At 31.3% G+C, this 23,329-nt stretch carries 22 protein-coding genes, 2 pseudogenes and 1 riboswitch; of the genes and pseudogenes, 19 read left to right on the forward strand and 5 right to left on the reverse strand.

Translation table 11 applies throughout. From position 1 onward, the window contains the following. Positions 1 to 293 precede the first annotated feature (293 nt). A riboswitch (TPP riboswitch) is annotated at positions 294 to 395 on the forward strand. A gap of 311 nt (positions 396 to 706) precedes the next feature. From thiC to AL499_RS12775, 3 genes are all read left to right on the forward strand, one after another. Further along, a complete protein-coding gene (gene thiC, locus AL499_RS09750; RefSeq protein WP_002492852.1) occupies positions 707 to 2,443 on the forward strand; it encodes a phosphomethylpyrimidine synthase ThiC in 1,737 nt (578 codons plus the stop codon). 498 nt (positions 2,444 to 2,941) lie between these two features. Next, entirely contained in the window at positions 2,942 to 3,847 is a 906-nt protein-coding gene (gene rarD, locus AL499_RS09755; protein WP_002492854.1) for an EamA family transporter RarD, read from the forward strand. Positions 3,848 to 4,076: 229 nt separating this feature from the next. Further along, the gene (locus tag AL499_RS12775; RefSeq protein WP_226952540.1) at positions 4,077 to 4,430 is read left to right on the forward strand and encodes a DUF443 family protein; all 354 of its coding nucleotides are present in this window, start codon (positions 4,077 to 4,079) and stop codon (positions 4,428 to 4,430) included. Between the two features lie 449 nt (positions 4,431 to 4,879). Here the strand turns inward: AL499_RS12775 and AL499_RS12685 are convergent, their stop codons facing one another. Continuing rightward, positions 4,880 to 5,059 carry a hypothetical protein gene (locus AL499_RS12685; RefSeq protein WP_037540592.1) on the reverse strand — a complete coding sequence of 60 codons (180 nt, stop codon included), beginning with the start codon at positions 5,057 to 5,059 and terminating at the stop codon, positions 4,880 to 4,882. 127 nt (positions 5,060 to 5,186) lie between these two features. Here AL499_RS12685 and AL499_RS09770 point away from each other — a divergent pair, with 127 nt between their 5' ends. Both AL499_RS09770 and abc-f read left to right on the forward strand, forming a co-directional pair. Further along, a complete protein-coding gene (locus AL499_RS09770; RefSeq protein WP_080589016.1) occupies positions 5,187 to 5,819 on the forward strand; it encodes a stage II sporulation protein M in 633 nt (210 codons plus the stop codon). Between the two features lie 327 nt (positions 5,820 to 6,146). Continuing rightward, a pseudogene (gene abc-f, locus AL499_RS09775) lies at positions 6,147 to 7,760 on the forward strand (ribosomal protection-like ABC-F family protein). A gap of 200 nt (positions 7,761 to 7,960) precedes the next feature. Here the strand turns inward: abc-f and AL499_RS09780 are convergent. Next, positions 7,961 to 8,338: a hypothetical protein gene (locus AL499_RS09780; RefSeq protein ID WP_002492831.1), complete on the reverse strand. Its 378-nt coding sequence runs from the start codon at positions 8,336 to 8,338 to the stop codon at positions 7,961 to 7,963. A 17-nt stretch (positions 8,339 to 8,355) separates the two neighbouring features. Further along, the gene (locus AL499_RS09785) at positions 8,356 to 8,568 is read right to left on the reverse strand and encodes a hypothetical protein (protein ID WP_002492844.1); all 213 of its coding nucleotides are present in this window, start codon (positions 8,566 to 8,568) and stop codon (positions 8,356 to 8,358) included. Between the two features lie 979 nt (positions 8,569 to 9,547). On the opposite strand from AL499_RS09785, the gene AL499_RS09790 reads away from it, so the two are divergent. Continuing rightward, positions 9,548 to 10,183, forward strand: coding sequence for a DUF443 family protein (locus AL499_RS09790; RefSeq protein WP_002492847.1), 636 nt, complete (start codon positions 9,548 to 9,550; stop codon positions 10,181 to 10,183). A 1-nt stretch (position 10,184) separates the two neighbouring features. Continuing rightward, positions 10,185 to 10,301: pseudogene (locus tag AL499_RS09795) on the forward strand (DUF4176 domain-containing protein); the annotation flags it as partial. Between the two features lie 89 nt (positions 10,302 to 10,390). On the opposite strand, the gene AL499_RS09800 reads toward AL499_RS09795, so the two are convergent. After that, the gene (locus tag AL499_RS09800) at positions 10,391 to 11,536 is read right to left on the reverse strand and encodes an MFS transporter (RefSeq protein ID WP_037540588.1); all 1,146 of its coding nucleotides are present in this window, start codon (positions 11,534 to 11,536) and stop codon (positions 10,391 to 10,393) included. 142 nt (positions 11,537 to 11,678) lie between these two features. Here AL499_RS09800 and AL499_RS09805 point away from each other — a divergent pair, with 142 nt between their 5' ends. The 12 genes from AL499_RS09805 (at position 11,679) to AL499_RS09860 (ending at position 21,742) form a co-directional block, all read left to right on the forward strand. Next, a complete protein-coding gene (locus AL499_RS09805; protein WP_002492801.1) occupies positions 11,679 to 12,530 on the forward strand; it encodes a LysR family transcriptional regulator in 852 nt (283 codons plus the stop codon). 43 nt (positions 12,531 to 12,573) lie between these two features. Beyond that, positions 12,574 to 13,104: a GNAT family N-acetyltransferase gene (locus AL499_RS09810; RefSeq protein ID WP_002492800.1), complete on the forward strand. Its 531-nt coding sequence runs from the start codon at positions 12,574 to 12,576 to the stop codon at positions 13,102 to 13,104. A 401-nt stretch (positions 13,105 to 13,505) separates the two neighbouring features. Then, positions 13,506 to 14,087 (forward strand): DUF443 family protein, encoded by a 582-nt coding sequence (locus tag AL499_RS09815; RefSeq protein WP_230578667.1) that lies wholly within the window; start codon positions 13,506 to 13,508, stop codon positions 14,085 to 14,087. 188 nt (positions 14,088 to 14,275) lie between these two features. Next, entirely contained in the window at positions 14,276 to 14,947 is a 672-nt protein-coding gene (locus AL499_RS09820; protein ID WP_002460213.1) for an excalibur calcium-binding domain-containing protein, read from the forward strand. 421 nt (positions 14,948 to 15,368) lie between these two features. Beyond that, positions 15,369 to 17,126, forward strand: a complete 1,758-nt coding sequence (locus AL499_RS09825; protein ID WP_037540586.1) for a DUF2075 domain-containing protein — start codon at positions 15,369 to 15,371, stop codon at positions 17,124 to 17,126. Next, positions 17,092 to 17,430: a nucleotide pyrophosphohydrolase gene (locus AL499_RS09830; RefSeq protein ID WP_002460210.1), complete on the forward strand. Its 339-nt coding sequence runs from the start codon at positions 17,092 to 17,094 to the stop codon at positions 17,428 to 17,430. Before AL499_RS09825 ends, AL499_RS09830 begins: the two co-directional genes overlap by 35 nt. A 235-nt stretch (positions 17,431 to 17,665) precedes the next feature. Next, positions 17,666 to 18,004 carry a helix-turn-helix domain-containing protein gene (locus tag AL499_RS09835; RefSeq protein ID WP_002460208.1) on the forward strand — a complete coding sequence of 113 codons (339 nt, stop codon included), beginning with the start codon at positions 17,666 to 17,668 and terminating at the stop codon, positions 18,002 to 18,004. A 37-nt stretch (positions 18,005 to 18,041) separates the two neighbouring features. Continuing rightward, the gene (locus tag AL499_RS09840; RefSeq protein WP_002492283.1) at positions 18,042 to 18,866 is read left to right on the forward strand and encodes a CPBP family intramembrane glutamic endopeptidase; all 825 of its coding nucleotides are present in this window, start codon (positions 18,042 to 18,044) and stop codon (positions 18,864 to 18,866) included. 199 nt (positions 18,867 to 19,065) lie between these two features. Further along, on the forward strand, positions 19,066 to 19,416 hold the full coding sequence (locus AL499_RS12390) for an NINE protein (RefSeq protein WP_002460205.1): 351 nt from the start codon (positions 19,066 to 19,068) through the stop codon (positions 19,414 to 19,416). Positions 19,417 to 19,728: 312 nt separating this feature from the next. Next, positions 19,729 to 20,760 (forward strand): NAD(P)/FAD-dependent oxidoreductase, encoded by a 1,032-nt coding sequence (locus AL499_RS09850; RefSeq protein ID WP_002492237.1) that lies wholly within the window; start codon positions 19,729 to 19,731, stop codon positions 20,758 to 20,760. Between the two features lie 19 nt (positions 20,761 to 20,779). Then, positions 20,780 to 21,181 carry a GNAT family N-acetyltransferase gene (locus AL499_RS09855; protein ID WP_002460201.1) on the forward strand — a complete coding sequence of 134 codons (402 nt, stop codon included), beginning with the start codon at positions 20,780 to 20,782 and terminating at the stop codon, positions 21,179 to 21,181. A 366-nt stretch (positions 21,182 to 21,547) separates the two neighbouring features. Beyond that, positions 21,548 to 21,742, forward strand: coding sequence for a hypothetical protein (locus AL499_RS09860; protein WP_002492243.1), 195 nt, complete (start codon positions 21,548 to 21,550; stop codon positions 21,740 to 21,742). 346 nt (positions 21,743 to 22,088) lie between these two features. Here the strand turns inward: AL499_RS09860 and AL499_RS09865 are convergent, their stop codons facing one another. Beyond that, positions 22,089 to 23,081: an acrylyl-CoA reductase family protein gene (locus tag AL499_RS09865; protein ID WP_002460199.1), complete on the reverse strand. Its 993-nt coding sequence runs from the start codon at positions 23,079 to 23,081 to the stop codon at positions 22,089 to 22,091. Positions 23,082 to 23,329 lie beyond the last annotated feature (248 nt).

Here is a 23,329-nt window from a genome sequence, read left to right on the forward strand (position 1 = left end):
TTTCATTTTGAAAAAGAACCCCCGCTTAGCAAAGTAGAAGTGGGGCTTCTTTTTATTTAGAATGAATTGATTTCTGATGATTACAAATTGTCTATCTAAATAGTTATCAAGGCAATGATACGAATGCTTTCAAACAATAGATAATAAAAATCATCACATTGATAGACTGAGGGATACGACGACATTGATGACCATAGAATCACTATCAACATAATAATCTAAGATAAATGTGCTATTTTATAGCGGTTTGAAGGAAAATGACACGTTTGGTATAATTATACCTGCAACATAATATCATCTGCTAGGGGTGCTTTGATTTGCTGAAAGGAGAATTTCTCCAACCCTTTTAACCTGATCTAGATAATACTAGCGTAGGGAAGCAAGTGAGCCATTTATACTAAAGAATTAGAACATCATCATGTTTATCAGTTTATTTAAGCATGTGTTTCACTCGTAGTCTGTTGCTTACTTTTTGCCAGAACAGATTGTACAGTAAACACGAGAGTTAGTTATAGATATAGGGCATATCGTTAACTCAAGTTAAAATACCAATATTTTAAAGATATTGGCTATTATCTGATACATATATGTTTTTTGTATAAATTCGCTTATTTTCTTATGCATTCAGTATTAGGCTGAATGCTTTTTTATGTGGATTTCTCTCAAAGTAATATTAAACACGTCTAGCATCTAGGAGGCTGTTTATATGAAACAAGAAATGATTCGTTTTAAAAAGAATTTTCCGGCAAGCAAACGTATTTTTAAAAAGGGAAGCGATGACGATATTGCAGTGCCATTTCGTCAAATTGAATTATCGGATACGCAATTAGAGAACGATGCATTTCACAACGATCCTATTACCGTCTATGACACTGCTGGACCTTATCATGACGATAACTATGATGTGAACATTGACAGCGGTATTCCTCAGCTTAGAAAGTCATGGATTGATGCACGACAAGATGTTGAAAGCTATGAAGGACGAAAAATACAATCCATCGATAACGGTTTTAAAAAGGAAGGCCATAAAAATTATGTGGCACATCCTTTTCAATATCAACCGAAGCGTGCCAAACAAGGTGGAAATGTGACACAAATGCATTATGCGAAACAAGGCATCATCACGAAAGAAATGAAATTTGTTGCGGTTCGTGAACAGGTAGAACCCGAATTTGTCAGAGATGAAATCGCTAGAGGACGTGCAATTATTCCTAATAATGTTAATCATCCAGAATCAGAACCGATGATTATCGGGAAAAACTTTGCCGTTAAAGTCAATGCCAATATCGGTAATTCGGTCGTGTCATCATCGATAGAAGCAGAAATTGAAAAGCTCGTTTGGGCAATTCATTGGGGGACAGATACGATGATGGATTTATCAACCGGTAAAAATATACACTCAACACGGGAATATTTGATTCGTAATTCACCAGTTCCGGTTGGGACTGTACCCATTTATCAAGCTCTAGAAAAAGTGAATGGCGTGGCGGAAGATTTAACTTGGGAAGTATATCGCGATACACTTATTGAACAAGCGGAGCAAGGTGTTGATTACTTTACCATTCATGCTGGCTTGCTATTACACTATATTCCGTTAACTGTCGATCGCTTAACCGGCATTGTCTCACGCGGCGGTTCAATCATTGCACAATGGTGTCTGGCACATCACGAAGAAAGCTTCTTATACACGCATTTTGAAGATATTTGTAAAATTTTAAATAAATATGATGTGGCAATTTCACTCGGAGATGGTTTGCGCCCAGGTTCCATTTATGATGCCAATGATGAAAGTCAAATTTCAGAGTTAAAAACATTAGGAGAGCTAACTGAAATTGCATGGAAACATGATGTTCAAGTTATGATTGAAGGTCCCGGACATATTCCAATGCATAAGATTAAAGAGAACCAAGACTTAGCAGATTTCTATTGTAAGGAAGCACCGTTCTACACATTAGGACCATTAGTTACAGATATCGCGCCAGCGTATGACCATATTACATCGGCAATTGGTGCGGCTCAAATCGCAAGTCATGGCACAGCAATGTTATGTTACGTTACACCGAAAGAGCATCTTGGCTTACCAAATAAAGATGATGTGAGAGACGGCGTAGTTACTTATAAAATAGCAGCCCATGCCGCAGATTTAGCAAAAGGGTTACCAGGTGCTACTGTGCGTGATGATGCAATTAGTAAAGCGCGATTCGAATTTCGTTGGATAGACCAATTCAATTTGTCATTAGATCCAGATCGCGCAAGAGAATTCCATGATGAAACGTTGCCATCAGAATCTGCGAAAATTGCACACTTCTGTAGTATGTGTGGTCCTAAATTCTGTTCAATGAAATTATCACATGATATTCGTGATTCATACAAAGAACAGCTAGCAGGTATGAAAGAAAAAGCGAAAGAATTCCAAGCAGCCGGCAATAAAATTTATCATTAGGATACATGATTTATTATAGGCTGGAACATAAATATCAAAATAATAGCACAAAGATGATTTGACATTAAAAATCGTCTTTGTGCTTTCTTTATAATTCAATGCTTATGATGATTGGTTCGCTTGCTTAAGGGTCGGTTTACGTTGCTAGAAAAAACTGGTTTAGCCAATTTTTCTTTGCTTGTGGAATTTCTTATTGAAATTCTTTTTGTTGAGGCCACCCCAAATTGCGTTGTCCGTTGGCTTTCTTTTGGAAAGCCTTTTTGTTGGGGCCCCGGGGCTTGTTCTATCTAGTGTCTTGCTAAAATATTGAATATTTATATGTCATTGATTGACCATGCGATTTTAATGTCAGTATAAAGATGACATGACCTAATCATAGTTGCATAGTATGACAAATTTTAATTTTTTGAGCAGGAAGTATACTAAAATGTCATAACTATTGATAACATAATATTATTGAGACTTATTTCCAGGGGAATTGTGTTAGGAGGTTTAGTTATGAATTCCAATATTGAATTTAAAAAAGGCGTACTGTTTGCGTTAGGTGCGCATTTATTATGGGGAATTTTACCTATTTATTGGAGGCTCATTGGCAATATCAGCGCTTTTGAAATTCTAGCGTATCGAATTATCTTATCAATGATCTTTATGATTATCATGATTTACATACTCAAACAAAGTACTTCATTTAAACGTGATTTAACACACTTATTTGCGACACCGATACAGCTTATTGCCATTATTGTCGCTGGTTATGTTATTACGCTTAATTGGGGGACATTTATTTGGGCTGTGTCAAATGGACATGTGCTACAAACCAGTTTAGGTTATTATATCAACCCACTCGTAAGTATTTTATTGGCATTTATTTTTCTAAAAGAAAGGTTTAATAAATTTGAGTCATTAGCCATTGTATTTGCCGCAATTGGTGTGCTTTATATGACCATTCGAGTAGGGGAATTTCCAATGATTTCACTCATGTTGGCTTTCTCATTTGGCATTTACGGCTTATTGAAAAAATTAGTTCGTGTAGATGCTATGACGGGTATTGCCATTGAATGTATTGTGACAGCACCAGCAGGACTCATTTATATCATTTACTTATGGCAAATACACCATACTTCAGTAGGTATCAATATGGCATCATTCTGGTTGCTATTCTCAGGTGCGGTAACAGCAGTGCCATTAATCTTGTTCTCAGCAGGTGCGCGTCGCATACCATTATCGTTAACAGGATTTATTCAGTATGTTAGCCCAACTATTATTTTCTTACTGGGCATCTTTGTCTTCAAAGAACCATTTGATATTCATCAATTTATTACATTTATCTTTATCTGGATTGGCATTGCATTATACAGTATTTCTCAATACGTGAAAATGAAGCGCAACGTTCGACCAGAATAAATATGGAGAAGCCAAATGACTATCGTCTATGTATACATAAGACGGTGTTCATTTGGTTTTTTAATGTGAGCTATGCATGAAAAGCTTAAAATTTTACAAAAAAATCAATTTATATGATAAATATTAGGGAAATTATTATATAATATGAAATGACTATGAATTGAAAAGTTTAAAATACTTGCAAGACTGATGATACAAACGTAATTCAATGGAAAGGGAAAGATTCGTTATGAAGCATGTAACCATCGATTCAATTAAAAATAATAGCAAATATAAAATTATTCATGATGGAGAAAAGCACTATGTCATTGATCTTAATCGAAATAAATTAACTTACATTTTTCCATTATTAAATTACCTTCTCCCGCATCGTTTAATGGAAATCAGTGACGACGCATACTTTAGTTTAACAACAGTACAACAATCGGTGGAAAGAAAAGTCAAAAATATGATGATAACATTAATTGGCATCGTGATATTGTTCATTTACTATAGAGCCAATGTGGTCGACAATTTTTTTCTAAAACATTATCCTCCGCTTATTATCATTGCATTGATGGTTTTAATATTTATTATAAAATAGCTAATAGATAAGCGAAAAAGAAAAAGATTAAATATTGAATAAATAGAAACTGAGAAACGTGCTTATATCTTTCCAGAGATATTCACAATGGTGATAAGTATTATTTTATATGTTATTGCAGTTGTGAGTTTCGTATTCTTAAGCTTCAAAATTTTTGGTTCAATGGGGGAGCCCCATCTCAATTCTAATGTATTGATTATCATGTTAGCTATTATTTTATCATTTGATCAACTACTCTATAGTAATTCAGAAACTTCCGGTAAAATGAGTCATATTAAAGTAAAGGCTTAAATCAAATGAGTACAGTCTGGGATATTAATCCTAGAAAAATGAGCCAGTAGATGCGTTTTTGTAAATGCATTTACTGGCTTTTTTGTTTATAGTACTTCGTATGATATGGTTTCGTGTGTCTATGATACTGTCTTAGCAACCCCAACTTGCGTTGTCCGTTAGCTTTCTTTTTGAAAGCCTTTTTGTTGGGGCCCCACCCCAACTTGCTTTGTCCGTTGGTTTTCTTTTGGAAAGCCTTTTTGTTGGGGCCCCACTCCAATTTGCTTGGCTTGTTGTAATGTTTTGAAAATAAGGTCTTTTATAGAATAAGTTATATGTTGTTGATTAATTTCGTTCAATAATCGATAAACTTAATTTGCTTAACACATGCAATTAAAAAAGCAGGATAATGACATTAATCAACGTTACAATATTTTACTTTGTTTTGGTTTTTAAATAGTTTGAAATTTTAGAGTGTTTGATAATATGATAAATATGGGAGGAGATACTTTGATAAAATCAATAGATAAAAATGTATATAAACATGCACTGAAAGTATTCGCTTTAGCTACAATTATATTGATGATAACGACAATCATTACGTATTTCTGTCATCCTGCAATTAATGATGTCAAACATTTAGGGAATTCATCTACGAATATAAGTAGTAACCCCCAAGGGCTAAATAAAGTTTGGCATTTTATAGTAAATAATGGTTGTTTCGTGCCAGTTCAAATGTTTATATTAGCACTTATACCGATACCATTTCTTTATATGTTAAACATTGTTATCTCAGTTATTATACCAGGAATCATGTTTGGAATTTTTCTTAATTTTGATTTACACAAAGCATTTACCGCAATCATTGCATACATACCACACTATACGCTTGAAATCATGGCATATTGTATTCTTGCAAGTGGCTTATATATGTTAAACAAAGCCATTGTAAGAAAAGTAACCAATCTGTTTAGAAAAAAGAAGAAAGACAATTATCCTTTTAAAAAGAGTCTATTTAAAGTTATTAAAATATATTTTATTTTCACCTTACCATTAATTATACTTGCTGCATTTACAGAAACTTATGTCGCAGATTGGATATATCAATTGATGAACTAAGGTAATAAAGTTGATTAATATTTAATTAATGATATTTTCCTTAAAAAATATTGAAAAGAAATCTTCGAAATAAGCATATTAATAATCATGCTCTGCATACGCTTTAAGTGAATCCTTTTTTATTGTAAAATGTTTATAAATTACATTTGAGGAGGTGTCTAAATGTTTCTTATAGTTCATTGTTGCAGATATTTACAAATCATACGCAACAAATTTTCGATCTTAATTACAAAATTGGCGGAGTCTGTCTATTTTGAAGTTAATGATCAATCTATAAGGAACTGACACAATATATTTCTTCCTTATAGATAAATTGGAGGAAGAAAAATGAATATACTAAATGCATCGAATATTTCTAAAAAATATACGGAAGATATATTATTCGATCATATTAAAATAGCACTTAATTCTGGTGATACTGTAGGATTAGTAGGTCGTAATGGTGAAGGGAAGACCACTTTATTAAAACTACTTTCTGGCATGGAAAGACCTTCGACTGGTGTGATTAGTTGGAAGAAGGATATTAAGATAGGTTACTTAAATCAAATACCTGACTATGAAAAAAGTGAAAGTGTTTATCAATGTATAAAATCTGTATTTAAAGAATTAGATACGATATCAAAATAGCTGGAAACAATTGAAACTAAAATGATTGAAGAAAGAGAAAATATAAATTCATTAGTAGCGCGCTATGGTGAATTGCAGACATATTATGAAGAAAATGGCGGGTATGAAATACATGCTAAAATACGTAAAGTTACTCACGGTTTAAATATCGCGCATTTACTTAAAGCAAAGTGGGGAGATTTATCAGGGGGAGAACGTACTAAAGTAGGTATAGCACAGATGTTAATTAAGCCTACGGATTTGCTTCTTTTAGATGAGCCAACAAATCACCTCGATGTTAAATCTATAGAATGGTTGGCTAGCTATATAAAAAATAGTGATGGTACTACGGTGATCGTGTCACATGATCGTTACTTTTTAGATGAAACAGTTAATCAAATTATAGAAATAGATCAAAAAAAGCTTCATTTTTATAATGGAAATTATTCATATTTTGTTGAAGAAAGAGACAAAAGATTGTTGATTGAATTCGAAGCCTATAAAACGCAACAAAAGAAAATAAAGAAAATGAAAGAATCAATCAAACAATTAAGAACATGGGCTAGTCAAGCGAAGCCACCTAATGCTGCAATGTTTCGCCGAGCTAAAAGTATGGAAAAAGCTTTAAATCGCATTCAACGCTTAGAAAAACCGCTTTTAGATTCAAAAAAGATGCATATAACACTAGAAGAAGGCATGAACGTTTCGAATAGAGTGATTGAAATGGAAAATGTTACTAAAGCATATGATGATGTATTATTTAGAAACGTAAATATGTTAATCAGAAGAGGCGAACATGTTGCTATTATAGGAGATAATGGTACTGGAAAAACAACATTATTAAAAATAATTTTAGGGCTGACTTCAATAGATAAAGGTTCAATTAAAACGGCAAGTAATTTAAAAATTGGTTATCTTTCACAGCATGAATTTGAAAGGGATGGCAATGATACTTTGTTACACACATTTCGTAAAAAAGTCAATGTATCAGAAGACCAAGCGAGACATATTTTAGCTCATTTTATGTTTTATGGTAAAGATGTATTTAAAAAAGTTAATGAGTTAAGCGGAGGAGAAAAAATAAGATTAAGATGGGCACAACTCGTAAACACAGATTATAATTTACTTGTTTTAGACGAACCAACAAACCATTTGGATATAGACGCCAAAGAAATCATAGAAGATGCTTTATTAGACTTCAATGGAATCATCATTACAGTTTCACATGATAGATATTTCCTTAATAAGTTATTTAATACAACTTACTTATTAAAAAATAAAACATTAGAAAAATTTGAAGGTAACTATGATTACATTAAAGAAAAGATGCTATAAATAATTGATATAGAGAAATGCTGGTCAATAAATTAAAAAATATACAACAATGACCATTGTAAATACGCTTAAGGAAATCGGATTTATGGAATGCCGATTTCCTTTTGTTTATCTTCTTAAATCGGATTTCAACTTTATATGCTGTTTAAGTGAGGCTTAATAAGTATAAAACGATGCGTTTTTGAGTTCTTATTAAAAATTTATTGTGTGATAAATAGCTTTTTAATTTCCTTACTTAACAAAAACACTGTTATTGCGATAATAAAAATTATTTCTTCTCCAATTACTAGGCTAATTATCGCACCTGCACCATCAAATATTTTATAATAATCTGCAGACTTCAAGAAATCGATAAATATTTTAGCAAGTCCCCATGAAATAATAAATCTGCATACTTTCATTGATAATATGAGCCAAAAGTCTTTTTCCCATTTAAAACAGAAAGTAAGAATAACAGGTAATATGAGTGCAGGTATGTAAACATAAAGCAACCCTACTTGGAAATGGTAGTCTAGTGCAATAGTGATGAAATCAATGGGGAGCAAAAAGATTAAACATAAAAATATACGTTTTTTCATTGCTATCTCTCCTTTTCTTATAAAAATAATTGACCAGTATCAACCATCGCTCCAATTTCAAGTATCGCTATTATAAATAAGAAAACTAAGAATATCGAGACAAAAAAAGCGACCATGGTTATTAATATTTTTTTAGGTGCATGTTTTATTTTAGATACATAGTAAAAAATCGCATCAATACACACAATCATTAGTACTGTAATTATTACAACAACAAAATTAGAAGACACGAGCGATTCCTCCTCCTTTTTCTATAATTTTATTTTACAAAAGTGTCAGAGAAAAATATCAACTCCAAATTTATTGATTATAATCACTTTCAAATTACTATACTTATTAAAATTATGCCAATTTTTTACGATTTTAATTTATTTCAACTTTGTAACAATTTCATAATTTTGGTATGTTAAAACTGAAATTTATTAATATTTTTAAGGTATTTTAATGTTAAATGCTTCAAGACTAATTACAGTTATAGAGAGTATTTTAGGTGTCACATCCGGCAGTAATAAGTGGAAATTTTGTGCATACTGTTACTACAATAAGATCGATGATAGCTCTAGGTGTTAGTGGTCCCATTGAATGAGGTATTAGGACACTTTATGCTGGAGGATCTATAGCTTGTAATCACTCGTAGGTGAAAATATGGATATTGACAAAGTGTTTAAGAAAAACTTATTAAAATAATACGGTTAAGGGGACATTTAAATGAATATGTTTAATTAGTTTATATTATTTATGCTTAGTGCAGTTTTAGGTTCTTTGACAACAAGCATTTTAGACAATATTATGCAAAGCATATGGATACCAAGAATATGTGGCATGCTAGTCGCTGGCCTAGTAGGTTTAATTTTATATGTTTTTTTAAATAATAAAAAAGAATCTAATCCCAATCAGGTTGGTAAGTCCGAACGGAAAGAGCCTAGGACATAATTATGTTTTAAGCTATGAACTAAATATTGGCAGTCGTTGACTGGATTGAAAATACGCTTATACCAAGCTTTATTCAATCCTAGTCATCTTGCCGGGACGGGACAACGAATTCATAATGAATGCTGTTCCGCTCCCTCTTTTTTTATGTTGGAGTGAATTATCTTGAATTTAGAATTATTTTATTGCACAAATGATCATGGTGTCGATGGTTCTGTTGCAAAGTTGAATGTGTAGTATGATATAAACAAAAAAGGTGTATGGAGTTGCTAAGAATAAATGGAAAATGTATATACGATATATAAAAATCCTAGATATAAAATCATTCAAAAAGATAATAGATATTTAATGATCGATTTAGAACAAAATTGGTATTCATATTTATGCCCTATGTTGAATTGGTTTATACCTATTAAATATACAGAACTGAGTTACAAAGAGTTTAATAATTTAAATATATTTAATAACCAAAATCAGAGCAATCAAGGTTTAATAGCTGCTGGAATTGGTGTTACTATCAGTGTATTATTAAGAAGTTTTATTGGCTTAATGAATATTAATATTAGTCAAATATGGATGTTTGTGCTATTTTTAATTGGATTTGTCGGTGTGATAGCACTACGTTTATCTATAAGAAAGAAGTTGAATCATCCAGCATTTAATAAAAAGAGTAAACAAAAAGTAATGTTGATTCCATCATTCAAAAATATGGTACTGGTGGTGTTTTGTTATTTGATTTCTATATATTTAATAGTTGGGCTATTTTATATGATGGTTATTGAGAATATACAAAATATATGGATTTATATATGTTGGTTAGGTATTTTTTTTGTATTTTCATTTATGAATATGGCTTCAATTTCTGATAGAAAAGTTCATGCCAAAATTAAAAATATAGAAAGACAGGTGAAATAAAGTGAAAACAATAGGAAGTATCATATATCTAAGAGAAGGTTCCCAAAAATTAATGATTATTAATCGAGTTCCCATTGTAGATATAGATAATCAAAAGTATATTTTTGATTACTCAGCAAGAGCCCGATAACTATTCACACTAGTTATCGGGCTCGGTCTTTATCATGTTCATACACTATTTAAAACATGATAGTAAAAAATACCAAATTAATTATTTTTTCTATCCATTGTAATATTCATTGTCTGTAACATGATACCAATAACAGTAATGATAATAGCGCTATAAATAAGCATATTTGTATTAATAAATTTAAGTAGAATTATCCCACCTAGAGCTGAACCCAATGCACTACCTAAATAGTTGATGGAGCTATTTAGTGCAACGGCGGCACCACCATGATTAGCATGATTTTGTAATAATATATGTTGTTGAGGCGCCTGTGTTGCCCAACCCATAGCACCCCATAAAATAAAAGGTATAAAATTTAAAAAAGGTACTTGAATTGTAACGTTAAGTAATGCGAAGCTTAAGGCTAACGCAAATAAAATAATAAGCATTAAGACGGCAGGATTTTTAAATTTATCAATTAAAAATCCGATTCCAAAACTTCCTATTAATCCACCTACACCCCATGCAGTTAAGTAGCATGTAAGATATTCTGTATTACCACTTTCTTTGATTATATCAGCTAAATAAGTATACAATCCCAGACTCGCAATGGCAGCGCATAATGTTACGAATACAACGCTTAATACATGTTTATCTAAAAATAATTTGAAGCGTGATTTTAAATTAGGTGGTGCTTGTACTTTAAATCTTGGCAGGTATTTTAATATACTCATTAAGCCAATTAGACCGATAAGTACTATTATTAATATGGAAAAGCGCCAATTCGTATATTTTGAAACTTCTAAACCTAATGGCACTCCCACGACTGTTCCTACACTCATTCCACCAACTGTAAATGCGATGGCTTTTCCTTTATGCTTTTTGGATACTAGATGGCTACTTGAGCTAACCGCAATAGGTGAAAAGATACCTGCGCCCAATCCAGCTATTGCTCTTGAAATGATATAAATCGCATAGTTAGGAGCTAACGCAGTAATTAAATTTGCTAAAGAGAAGACACTGATAGCTAATATTAATATATTTTTCACTTCATTTTTTGCTAATAAAGTAGAAAAAATGGGTGCTGAAATAGAAAAGAATAAAGTAAATACTGTAACACCTTGTCCAATTTCAGCACTATTTTTATTAAAATTATCGCCTATGGCAGGTATTAACCCTGCTACAATATATGCATCCATGCCTAAAGCAAACATACCAATGGTTAAAACCCATACTTTTTTCATCATCATTCCACCCTATAAAAGTTAATATTTATAACACGAAATATTGTTTTCTGATATAAAGATAAAACAACTGGAAGTATGTGTGAATAAGTAATCATTTAAAGGGGTATTAACTAATAGTTAATACTAAAAGGAGAAGCTAATGAACTTTGAATATATACAAGATTTTATTAGAGTAGCTGAATATAATAGTATAAATAAAGCATCACAAGAGTTAAATATTAGTACGCCAGCGCTTAGTAAGAGAATTAAAAGCGTTGAAGCATATTTTAACTGTCATTTATTTTATAGAACTTCAAAAGGTATTTTCTTAAATGAAGAGGGGAAACTGGTATTTAATACATTTAGAGAGATGCAACATTCTATTGCTGATTTAAAGAAGCAGTTGAATATTTCTTTTGATTCTAAATGGAAAATAGGTGTTATTCCTAGTTTTTCTTTAACGAATAAATATAAAAATAGAGGTTTTGATGAGATAGCTAACTTAATCATTGAAGATAGCACTTCTATTTTAATAGAAGAATTGTCTAAAGGTAATATAGATTTACTTATTGGGGATGTATCAAAGCTAAATAATCGTGATTTATATCGCAAAAGATTATATAGTGAAGATTTTATGGTTATTTATAATGATGACAATAAATTTACTGAGAGTTCAAAAATTGAGATAAATGAATTATTAAGTGAGAAAATTTATATACAAAATCCACCCTGCGATACGTATGATTTTATTAAAAATAGATCAATGGAAGACAAATTAAAATTACACTATAATAAACATTTTGAATCTGTAATAGCCAACATTAAAGCTGGTAATGGTATTACATTAATGCCGGTGTCATTAACATCAAGAATATCAAACATGAATTTATTTCAAAAAGCTTTGAGCGGATACAAAAGAGATATAGGCATCGCTTCGTATGATCAAAGGAAGATAATAAAAATATATGATTTTTTATTAAAAAATTTAGAAGAAGAGAGAAATCAAAAATAGTTAGAAGGCATATTTAACTTATATAATAAGATAAGGTGAGAACATGGATTTTACGATTAGAACAGAGGAAAAAGAAGATTATAAGTTTACAGAGGAAGTTGTGAAAAACGCATTTGCTAATGAAACATATAGTGATCAGAGTGAACATAGATTAGTTGCGAATTTGAGAAATTCCGATGCGTTTGTTCCAGATTTATCATTAGTTGCTGTGGTTAAAAACAAAATGATTGGTCATATATTATTAACTAAGATTGTTATTGTTAATGATGAGAAAAATACAGAATCATTAGCTTTAGCACCAGTTTCTGTATTGCCCGATTATCAAAACAAAGGTGTAGGACGAAGTTTAATACAAAAATCTTTAGAAATAGCAAAGAAACTTAATTTCGGGTCAGTTATAGTAATGGGACATGCAGAATACTATCCTAAATTCGGATTTAAACAAGCTTCTAATTGGGGCATTCAAGCACCGTTTGACGTACCAGATAAATTATTGATGGCGATAGAATTAAAGAAAAATGCTTTAGATGAAGCTTCTGGAGTAATTCAGTATTCAAGTGCTTTTTTTGAGTGACAAAAGAGGTGTATGGAGTTGATAAAAATAAATGGAAAATGTATATACGATATATAAAAATCCTAGATATAAAATCATTCAAAAGAATAATAATAAAGGTAATAGGCGCAAAAGCCATACCAAAAATCCCCTCACTACGTAATAAGTGAGGGGATTAGTGTATAAGTGAACACTTATTTTCGATAAGTAAATTATAATAATAGAGTGTGGAGAAATTCATATTGAATATAATGTTATAATATAGTGAAAAGTTCATTAAAGTTTTTGAATGGTGGATAAAAAACAGTCCAAAAAATTATAAAATTAAGTTAAAGGAATGGGAAATCATCAATACAATAACAATAGAAACTATTGAGAAGAATAGTAAATATAAATTAATACACTATAAGGGTTCGTATTATATTATTGATTTAAATCGGAATAAATTAACTTATATTTTTCCATTATTAAATTATGTAACAAGAAATCCATTGATAGAAGTCAAAGAAGCAGAGCTTAAACAAATTTTAACTATTTCTACTTCAAAAGAGGAAAACGATAAAAGAGACGCTCTAGCAACTTTGACCTCAGGTCTGAGTATTTTAATCGCTATTACAACTAAGTCTATTACTGATTATCTAGATTTCACAACGAGCATATACATAAATGTATTATTAATAATATTAACTATATTACCTATGTTGTCATTTAAATACATGATTGATAAAAATAAAAAGAATAAACTCAAGATAAGATCAACTCAAATACAAGCATATGCATATGTTTTGCCAAGTGTAAAATATATCGTTCAAAATATCTTTTTTTACATTGTTTTTCTCTTATTATTTATCATAAGTTTAGCTGGGTTATTAACATTGAAACATACGAATATAATATTTGTCGTTGGAATTATAATGACTTTAATGTTTATCCTTTTTCAGAACGTACTTTTATATGCTCAAACTAAAATTGACGGTAAGTTAGGTAGAATGAATTCGAAGTGATAGGCAGTATTATATATTTGAAAGAAGAGAGTCTTATATTTTATAAGTTAGAGAAGTCTAAAATTTTAAAGCCAAATTGGTATTTTATTATTATTGTCCAAAATCGACTTCTAAAAATTCAGAAAATCATATATAGTATACTGTATAAAATATATAATTTGTATATAAAATAGAAGGAGATATGTGTAATGGGAGAAAACACAAAAAAATGGTATAAGTCGAATTGGTTTACACTTTTATGTTTAGTCTTCGTTTTTCCTATTGGCTTATTTTTAATGTGGAAATTCACGAATTGGAAGACTTGGGTAAAAGTTGTGGTGTCAGTATTTTTTGCAATAATAGTTATAGCAAATATGGGAAACAATCAAGAATCTAATCAAAAAAATGAGTCCAATAAGACAGCTATTGTTGAAAAATCAAATAAAAATACTGATGAAAAATCATCATCAAAAGAAGAAAAAACTGAAGAGAAAGAAGACAATTCTAACGATGTAACAAATAAAAGTTCAGTGAACGAGAAAAAAACGGATGATGAAGTATCGAAGAAAAATAGTAATGACAATTATGATTACAATACTCAAAAAGCTGAAGTTACAAATAAAGAAGAAAACAAAGAACATAGTAATTTTAATGATAAAAATGTAGATCATTCTGACAAAAATTTAAATAATTCTGATACAAATCAAAATACTGCATCTACTTCAGTTAATCAGAATAATGCTGCACAACAAGTGCCACACAGTTATTCTAATTGTGCAGCTTTAAGACAAGACTATCCAGGAGGCGTTCCTAAAGGGCATGCTGCATATTCAAGTAAACTAGATAGAGATAGTGATGGTTATGCTTGTGAGATTAAATAAAATTTTTGATGATTTATAAAGCCGATAATACTGTATATGTAATTTAAATATCTTAGTATAACCTAAAAAACCCAATCACTATTTGAGGTAGTGATTGGGTTTTTTACAATTTTAATGTGTTTATAAATTAAAAGTATATTTATTATTTGGAATGTTGGATTAGGCACAGTAGAATTTATCAAAACTTAGGTAATAAAGTGGAAAGTTAGTATAACTATAATAAATATAATCTTTAATTGAGCTAACTATATATCATAGTTGTGGGTTTTATAAGATGGTTACAGATTTATTAAAAACAGTTATTTTATATAACATAACTGGATATATTTTCAATTTATAATTAAAATTTAGAAAAGAGGGAGTTATTTCTTTAAATTTATAAGAAAATATAACATTACTGATAAATGAGATAGGTGATATTGTGGGAAATTTGTTAAAAATAGAGAACATTCCATATTCAATGGAAAAGCTTAATAATTCAGTTCGATATTGGGAAACATCTAAAGATGGGAAATTTTTATTAAGATATCCAACTGTATACATAATAAATGATAAAAAAACAAGAAATGAATTTGAAGTATATGTTGGTGAAACAGCAGATATCAGAAATAGAACAAGACAGCATTTAAATACCGATATTAAAGTGAAACCATTTTGGGAAAAATTTTCTGAATCAAACAAATCAACAATGTATATCATTGGACACGAGTTATTCAATAAATCGTTAACTTTGGATATTGAGAATAGACTAATGCAATATTTGTTAAGTGTGGATAACATTTCTAAAGTACATAATAGTCGAACAAATCAACAAAATGAGTACTATACTTCTGAAAAGTTAGATGAGATTTTTTCAGATATTTGGCAATCATTAAATAAAAAGAACAACGAGTTATTTCCATTAGAAAGTATTATAAAAGACTCAGCAATATTCAAAGCATCTCCATTCCATAAGTTGACTCAAGAACAGACCAATGCAAAAGAAGAAATACTCACTAAAATAAAAGAAGCTATCTTATTAGAAGAAGATGGGCAATTAATCATCGTTGAAGGAGAAGCGGGATCTGGAAAAACAGTATTAATGAGTACATTATTATATGAGTTAGGAAAATATAATTTAGATTTAAATAAAAAGTTAGATATACATTTATTAGTTAACCAAAACGAACATGTTACTATTTATGAGCAAATAGCTACTAAATTAGGTATAAATAGTAAAAATAATAGCATAATTGGAAAACCAACTAGGTTTATCAATAGACATACTACAGAAGAAAAAGTAGATGTTGTTATCGTTGATGAAGCGCATTTATTATTGACACAAGGTAAACAAAGTTATCAAGGTAAAAATCATTTAAATGATTTATTGGATAGAGCTAGAGTTGTCGTTATAGTTTTTGACTTAAAACAAGTTCTTACTACTGAACAAATATGGGAAGAAGACAAGATAAATCACTACTTTAATCGTGCTAAAGATAAAAACAATCATATTACTTTGAGAAATCAAATGCGTATTAATAGTGACCAAGAAACAGTAAATTGGATTAGAAATATAGTAGATAATCAAACAGTTAATAATATACCATATGATAGCAAGGGATATGAAATTAAAATATTTGATACACCCATAGAATTAGAAAATGCAATAAGGAATAAGGCTAATAAAACAGAAAGTGGCATTTCAAGAATGCTTGCTACATTTGATTGGAAATATAATAATAATCCTCCTGAAAATAAAGATTACTGGAGAGTAGAAATAGATGGCTGGTCTATGCCATGGAATTATCAAATAAAACCAACTAGAAATCAATCTAAATTACCTTGGGTTGAACAAACTCAAACTATTAATGAAATTGGTTCAACCTTTACAATACAAGGGCTTGATTTGAATTTTGCAGGTGTGATTATTGGTCCATCTGTTAAATACAGAGATGGTAAAATAGTATTTGATAAAGAAAATAGTGCAAATAAAAAAGTTACACAGAAAAGAACTTTGACAGATGGTTCAAAACAATATTTTTCTGAAATGCTATTAAAAAATGAGCTTAATGTATTATTAACTCGTGGTGTGAATGGACTATATATTTATGCAGTAGATAAACAATTAAGAGAAGTATTAAAAAAAGCAGAAAAAGGTGATAATAATGAGCGACACAAAAGAAATTTTAAAGAAAATTAATAAGTTTAGGGATGAGCGTAATTGGAGACAGTTTCATAATGAAAAAGATTTATCTCTTTCAATAAGTTTGGAAGCAGCTGAATTACTAGAATTGTTCCAGTGGAAAACATCTGAAGAAGTCGTAGTTACAAAACAAGAAAGACTAGCAGAAGAACTGGCAGACGTTTTAATTTATAGCTACATGCTTGCGGATAATTTGGATTTTGATATTAATGATATTATTCAAAAGAAATTAAAGAAAAACGCAGAAAAATATCCAGTAGACAAAAGTAAAAATAGTAATTCGAAATATAATCAGTTTTAACTTCATGAAAAGTGGAATATAAAATTGATTTGAGTATTAATTTATATTAGAATATTTATTTTTATTAAAGTGCAACACTTATATAAGTTCAATCAAAACAACATAAAGATGTACTGATAACATGGTATGCTAAATTTTGGAGACAGAATGTAATAAATTGGTGCGCGAATGCGTCAATTTGAATACAGATAATTACAGATAAACTTGCTAAGTTTGAAGAGAGGTGACCAATCATATGAAACTTGCGGAACAAATTAAGAAGTATCGAAAAGAGCAAGGTTTAACCCAAGATCAACTTGCTGCTGAATTACATACAACGAGACAAACGGTTTCTAAATGGGAACAGGGCTCAATTGAACCTAATGCGCAAATGATTGTTAATTTGGCACAAATGTTTGATATTACGACAGATGAATTACTTACTGGAGAAAATATGAGTAATTTCACTAAGGAGTTAAACGAAACGGGTACGGAACATTTAAATTTTTGGGACTTCTTGTCACAGAAATGGTGGTTTGTCTTAGCTATCGTTGTTATAGTTTGTGGTACTTTATCTCAAATATTCGCAGGTTAATCATTTAGGTTTCCTACACAAATTTAGGAGGAAACACATGAATATTTTAATAAAGTCAGCAAAAATATTTGGAATTATTATACTTACTTTTGTGATTACAGTTGTGGCACAAAACGTTGCAATTTTATGGCATTTGCTAGACTTAAAGTCGGTTGAAACAATACTCCATGGACTCACATATGCTGTTATCACATTTTTACTTATCAAATGGTTCATTCAGAAAGGTTTGAAACAAGAACTCAGGGATTATCGATTGACCAGATTTAAGTTATCACTCGATGTTATAGTCATAGGTTTAAGTATCCCTGTTATAGTGATTCTTATATGCATCATATTTATCCCAGGAAGTTTTGTTGTTACAAGAATAGCTAATCCAATTGACTATTGTAATATGCTGTTTGAAATTGTCTTTCTTGGGGGTATTTTCAGTCCGATTGCCGAGGAAATATTAGTTAGAGGTTTACTCATGGGCTATATTGAAAAGCAAACAAATATTACCACTGCAATCATGATTTCCTCTGTATTATTCGCAGTGGTACATTTATTTAATGGCGGGATGTCTGGGGTAAGTCTAATATTACTTTTAACAAGTGGCACGATTGCTGGTATGCTTTACGGCCTAATTGCTTATAAGTATCAATCAATTTGGGCGAGTGCCTGTCTGCATATTTGCTGGAACTTATCAGATTTGTGTCATATTTCAACAAATAATGAGCAATACGGTATTGTTCAATATATTGTAGAAACTAAAAACATCTGGATAACGGGTGGTGCCTATGGTAATAGTGCGTCAGTGATTTCAATGTTGATATTTTTAATGGCAATCTTTTTGATTTTAAAAAAGAAAGCAATTAAATATTAGTCATTCTTGTTAATGCGGGTAGTCTTGAAGTGGATAATTATCTATTTCTTAAATATTTAAGCAGAAAAATGTGATTTGTTCATAATTTTCGCTAGAGTAAAATATAATTTAACCCTATGATGAGTGCGTAAAGGAGCGGATTGATTTGAAATTTAGTCATGTAGGAGAACGAATTAGAATATTAAGGAAGTCTAAAAGGATGTCTCAAGAGAAATTAGCAGAATACCTTAATGTTTCTCGTCATTCTATTTCAAATTGGGAAAGAGAAGTAAATTTACCAGATATACATTCTTTAGTGGAAATGACTAAACTTTTCAACGTTTCTTTAAACTTTTTGGTTAAAGGAGAAGAGATGATTGTGAACAAATATGTTTATGCAGCACTAGCATTTTTCTTAGGTAGTTTTGGGGCACATCGATTTTATAGAAAGCAAAATGGTAAGGCGGTTTTATATTTATTATTTTGTTGGACTGGAATACCAGGTGTGATTGGAATATATGAAGGCATTATCGCATTTATTAAAACTGTTGATAAACAAGGACATATTTAAAGACATTGTAAGGCGCGGGACAGCATTCATTATGAATTCGTAGTTCCGCCCTGGCAAGGTTGACTAGGATTGAAAAAAGCTTGGTATAAGCGCATTTTCAATCCAGCCAGCTACTGCCAACATAGAGTTCAGAGCTTAAAACATAATGATGCCCCAGATGCTACGCTTATATAGCCGCCAATACATTTGTCCAGAAACTTAAGCGCTTTCTTTTCAACATGTTTTCTAACTGTAGTATAATTGTCCTCATATAATGATAATGTTTATCAATTAAAGGATATCATGTTTTAAATATATGAGGAGGATTCGTGTATGGAGGATGTAATCGTTATTGGGGGCGGTCCTGCTGGTTTATTTGCAAGTTTTTATTCTGGATTAAGAGGCATGTCGGTCAGAATCATTGATGTACAAAATAAGCTGGGTGGTAAGATGCAGCTTTACCCCGAAAAAATCATTTGGGACATTGGTGGTATTGCGCCGAAGCCATGCTATCAAATTATTGAAGATATGATTGCGCAAGGTTTATATTTTAATCCACTTGTTAATTTGCAAACACGTGTTGTTGATATTCGCAAACGTGCTGAACGTCATTTTGAGGTAGAAACGGCGACTGGGGATGTATTTGAGTCTAAGGCAGTTATTTTTGCGATTGGTGGCGGAATTATTAATCCTAAACCACTAGAAATTAGTGGAGCAGAGCGTTATCAATTAACGAATTTGCATTACGTTGTTCAATCTTTAAGTAAATTTAAAGACAAAGAGATTCTTATCTCTGGCGGCGGTAATACTGCATTAGATTGGGCACGTGATTTAGCACCGATTGCGAAGCGTGTGACGGTGGTTTATCGTAAAATGGAAACGTCGGGTTATGAAGTGATGCATTCCGTTTTAACAGAGCGTGGTGTAACACTGATGCCACGGACGCAAATTAAGCAATTGATTGGTGATGACAAGAATCAGCGTATCCATAAAGTGTGTTTGGAACATTTGGATTCAGGGGATACTGAAACACATCGTTTTGATGATGTCATTATTAGTCATGGTTTTGACCATGAAAATCCACTGTTAACAGATTGTACTTCAAAGCTAGAACGGTATGACGATTATCGTGTTAAAGGATTTGGTAATACAACGACAAATATTCCAGGTATTTTTGCGTGTGGCGATATTGTTCATCATGATGCGAAAGTGCATTTAATTGCCAGTGCGTTTAGTGATGCGGGTAATGCTGCGAATTTAGCTAAAACATATATTGAACCTGAAGCAAGTGATGAAGGTTATGTGTCTAGTCATAATGACATTTTTAAAGCAGCGAATCAGTCTATTCTTGCACAATATTTATAATTAGGAAAAGGGTGGAACCATGGTTAGAGTAAGTTATGAATCTCCATCAGTACAAGACTATTGCGCACTACGTGTCGAGGCGGGAATGAGCCCAAAATCTGAAGCTGCAGCTCAAAAAGGATTACCTCATGCTTGTTTTAATGTAACATTGTATGATGAAGCGACGCTTGTCGGCATGGGACGTGTAATTGGTGATGGTGGCACTGCATTGCAAATAGTTGATATTGCAGTGCGACCTTCATATCAAGGGCAAGGCTTTGGTAAATGTATTTTACAAGAAATTATGTCGTATATAGATCGTATTGCTGAACAAGGTACTTATGTTAGTTTAATTGCTGATTATCCGGCAGACCAATTGTATGCGCAATTTGGTTTTACTTCAACTGAACCGAAGTCTGGTGGCATGTATAAGGTTTATTGATACAACAGCAAGGGCAAACGGAATGCATTTTTAAGTTCGTATGCCAGACTACTCAACTACTGACAATATAATAGTTAAGAAAGTCCATGGCATAAATGTCAAAATAATAGCCCCAAGATGATTTTTTATTTTAAATCATCTTTGTGCTTTTTCTATTTGAGTAAGTAGTTGTATATTTAAGTTTTGATTTTTATTGTCTAGATTTATTTTTTAAGACTTTTTTCAGTTTATCTTTTTACTTAATTTAATTAAGATATTATTTTTGTCTGAGTTAATATTTGAAAACTATATAAAAGTGTTATATGCTCATTAAAAGTACATGAATAATATTATTAATATAATGTTGCAAGATATAAGGAGTTTCCGATGAATGAAAATTTAGAAAAATATATAAAAAGCTTACCAATTTTAGGGTTGTTTATTAGTATTTTTTTGATGATTTTATTCTTTTTCATTTGGAAAGCCGAAGGGAATTTATTTATTATTTTTTTGTATTGCTTATTACCTGTAGTTGTCAATACTTCTATTTATGGTGCATTTAAACTTTATAAGAATAAGTAATGTGATGAATGTTATTGTTTTAAGAAATCTTTTTTTAAAAAAAGCATTATCTATAAAGGCTGCTATGCCAACAAAAGGAAACTCAAAGATGAGTTTCCTTTTGTCGTGTATTCGATAATTTTTCTAGTCTCTTTTTTTAGTGACTACCATAATTCCTAGAATTAAAGCGATAAATAGAACAAATTATATTATTAAAGAAATGCAAGAAATAGCAAATGTTATGTCAAATATATTCCAAATGGTACTATTTTTAAATGATTTTAGAAACGATTTAATGGGTATCAAATTGCTTTATTTGGATACAGTAATAAAACAAAAATTTCTCTATGTCCTAGTCGTATTTTGTTTATTTATTAAAGTCGATTACAACACGTCCTGCTTGTCGATGGTTAATAATCTTGTCTAAATATGTCGGTAGGTCCTTAAAGGCAATGCTTGTTTTAATATCATGCAATTGGTCTGGTCTTAAATCAGTGGCTAAGCGACGCCATACGCGCTCTCTGACTTTCATAGGTGTGAAGACCGAATCAATACCTAGTATATTCGCACCACGTAAAATAAATGGGAAAACGGTACTGTCAAAATGATTACCACCTGTTAGGCCAATTAGGGCGAGACTACCTCCATAATCTAAGCGTTTGAGTACGTAAGATAGGCCTTCGCCACCAATCGGATCCACAGCTGCTTGCCAAGTGCGACTGGCAAGTGGCTTTTGGTCGTCCTGTTCTATACGGTCAATGATTTTTGTGGCACCTAACTGCGTTAATCGTTCTTTAGATTCATGATTTCCTGTACTGGCAATGACCTGATAGCCAAGTGTGCTAAGCATCATGACAGCGAGTGAGCCAACGCCACCTGAAGCACCTCTTACAAGTACCTCTTTGCCTTCAATAGTCATGCCTTGATTTTCTAGGCGTTCGATGGCTAATCCGGCAGTATAACCAGCAGTACCATAAATCATGGTTTCTTCCAATGTAAGATGTTCGGGTAGCGGTACAATCCAGTCTGAATTCACTCGAGCATATTCACTAAATCCTCCAAAGTGACTAACACCTAAATCGTAGCTTGTGACAATCACTTCTTGACCTTTTGAATAACGTGGGTCATCGCTATGTTCGATGGTGCCAGCTAAATCGATCCCTGGTACCATTGGATAATTTTTAATTACTCCGTTATTGTCTTGTGTGGCAAGGGCATCTTTGTAATTAATGCTTGAGTATTGCACTTTGACTAATACGTCACCTTCTGGTAGGTCGTCGTTAGTTAACTGTATAAAGTCACCTTGAACCTTACCATCATCATCTTGAGTTACTTGGAAAGCGTTAAATTGTTGCGTCATCTGTATGTTTGCCTCCTTAGATTGTTGTACAACGTCATTATCATTATTTACCCTAATTCAATTTTTCTTATACAAATAGCAATACATCAAATATTTTTGATGATTAAAATAATAAAAAAATATTTCAATATATCACTATTATTATGGGCATTGACATGAATTCATGGGCAACCTATAATTAATTTGATAATGATTATCAATTGTGTGCATACATTTTATTTTCTAGTGAGAAATACTACTATAACAAT

This window comes from Staphylococcus lugdunensis (assembly GCF_001558775.1).
In the GTDB taxonomy this organism is placed as follows: domain Bacteria; phylum Bacillota; class Bacilli; order Staphylococcales; family Staphylococcaceae; genus Staphylococcus; species Staphylococcus lugdunensis.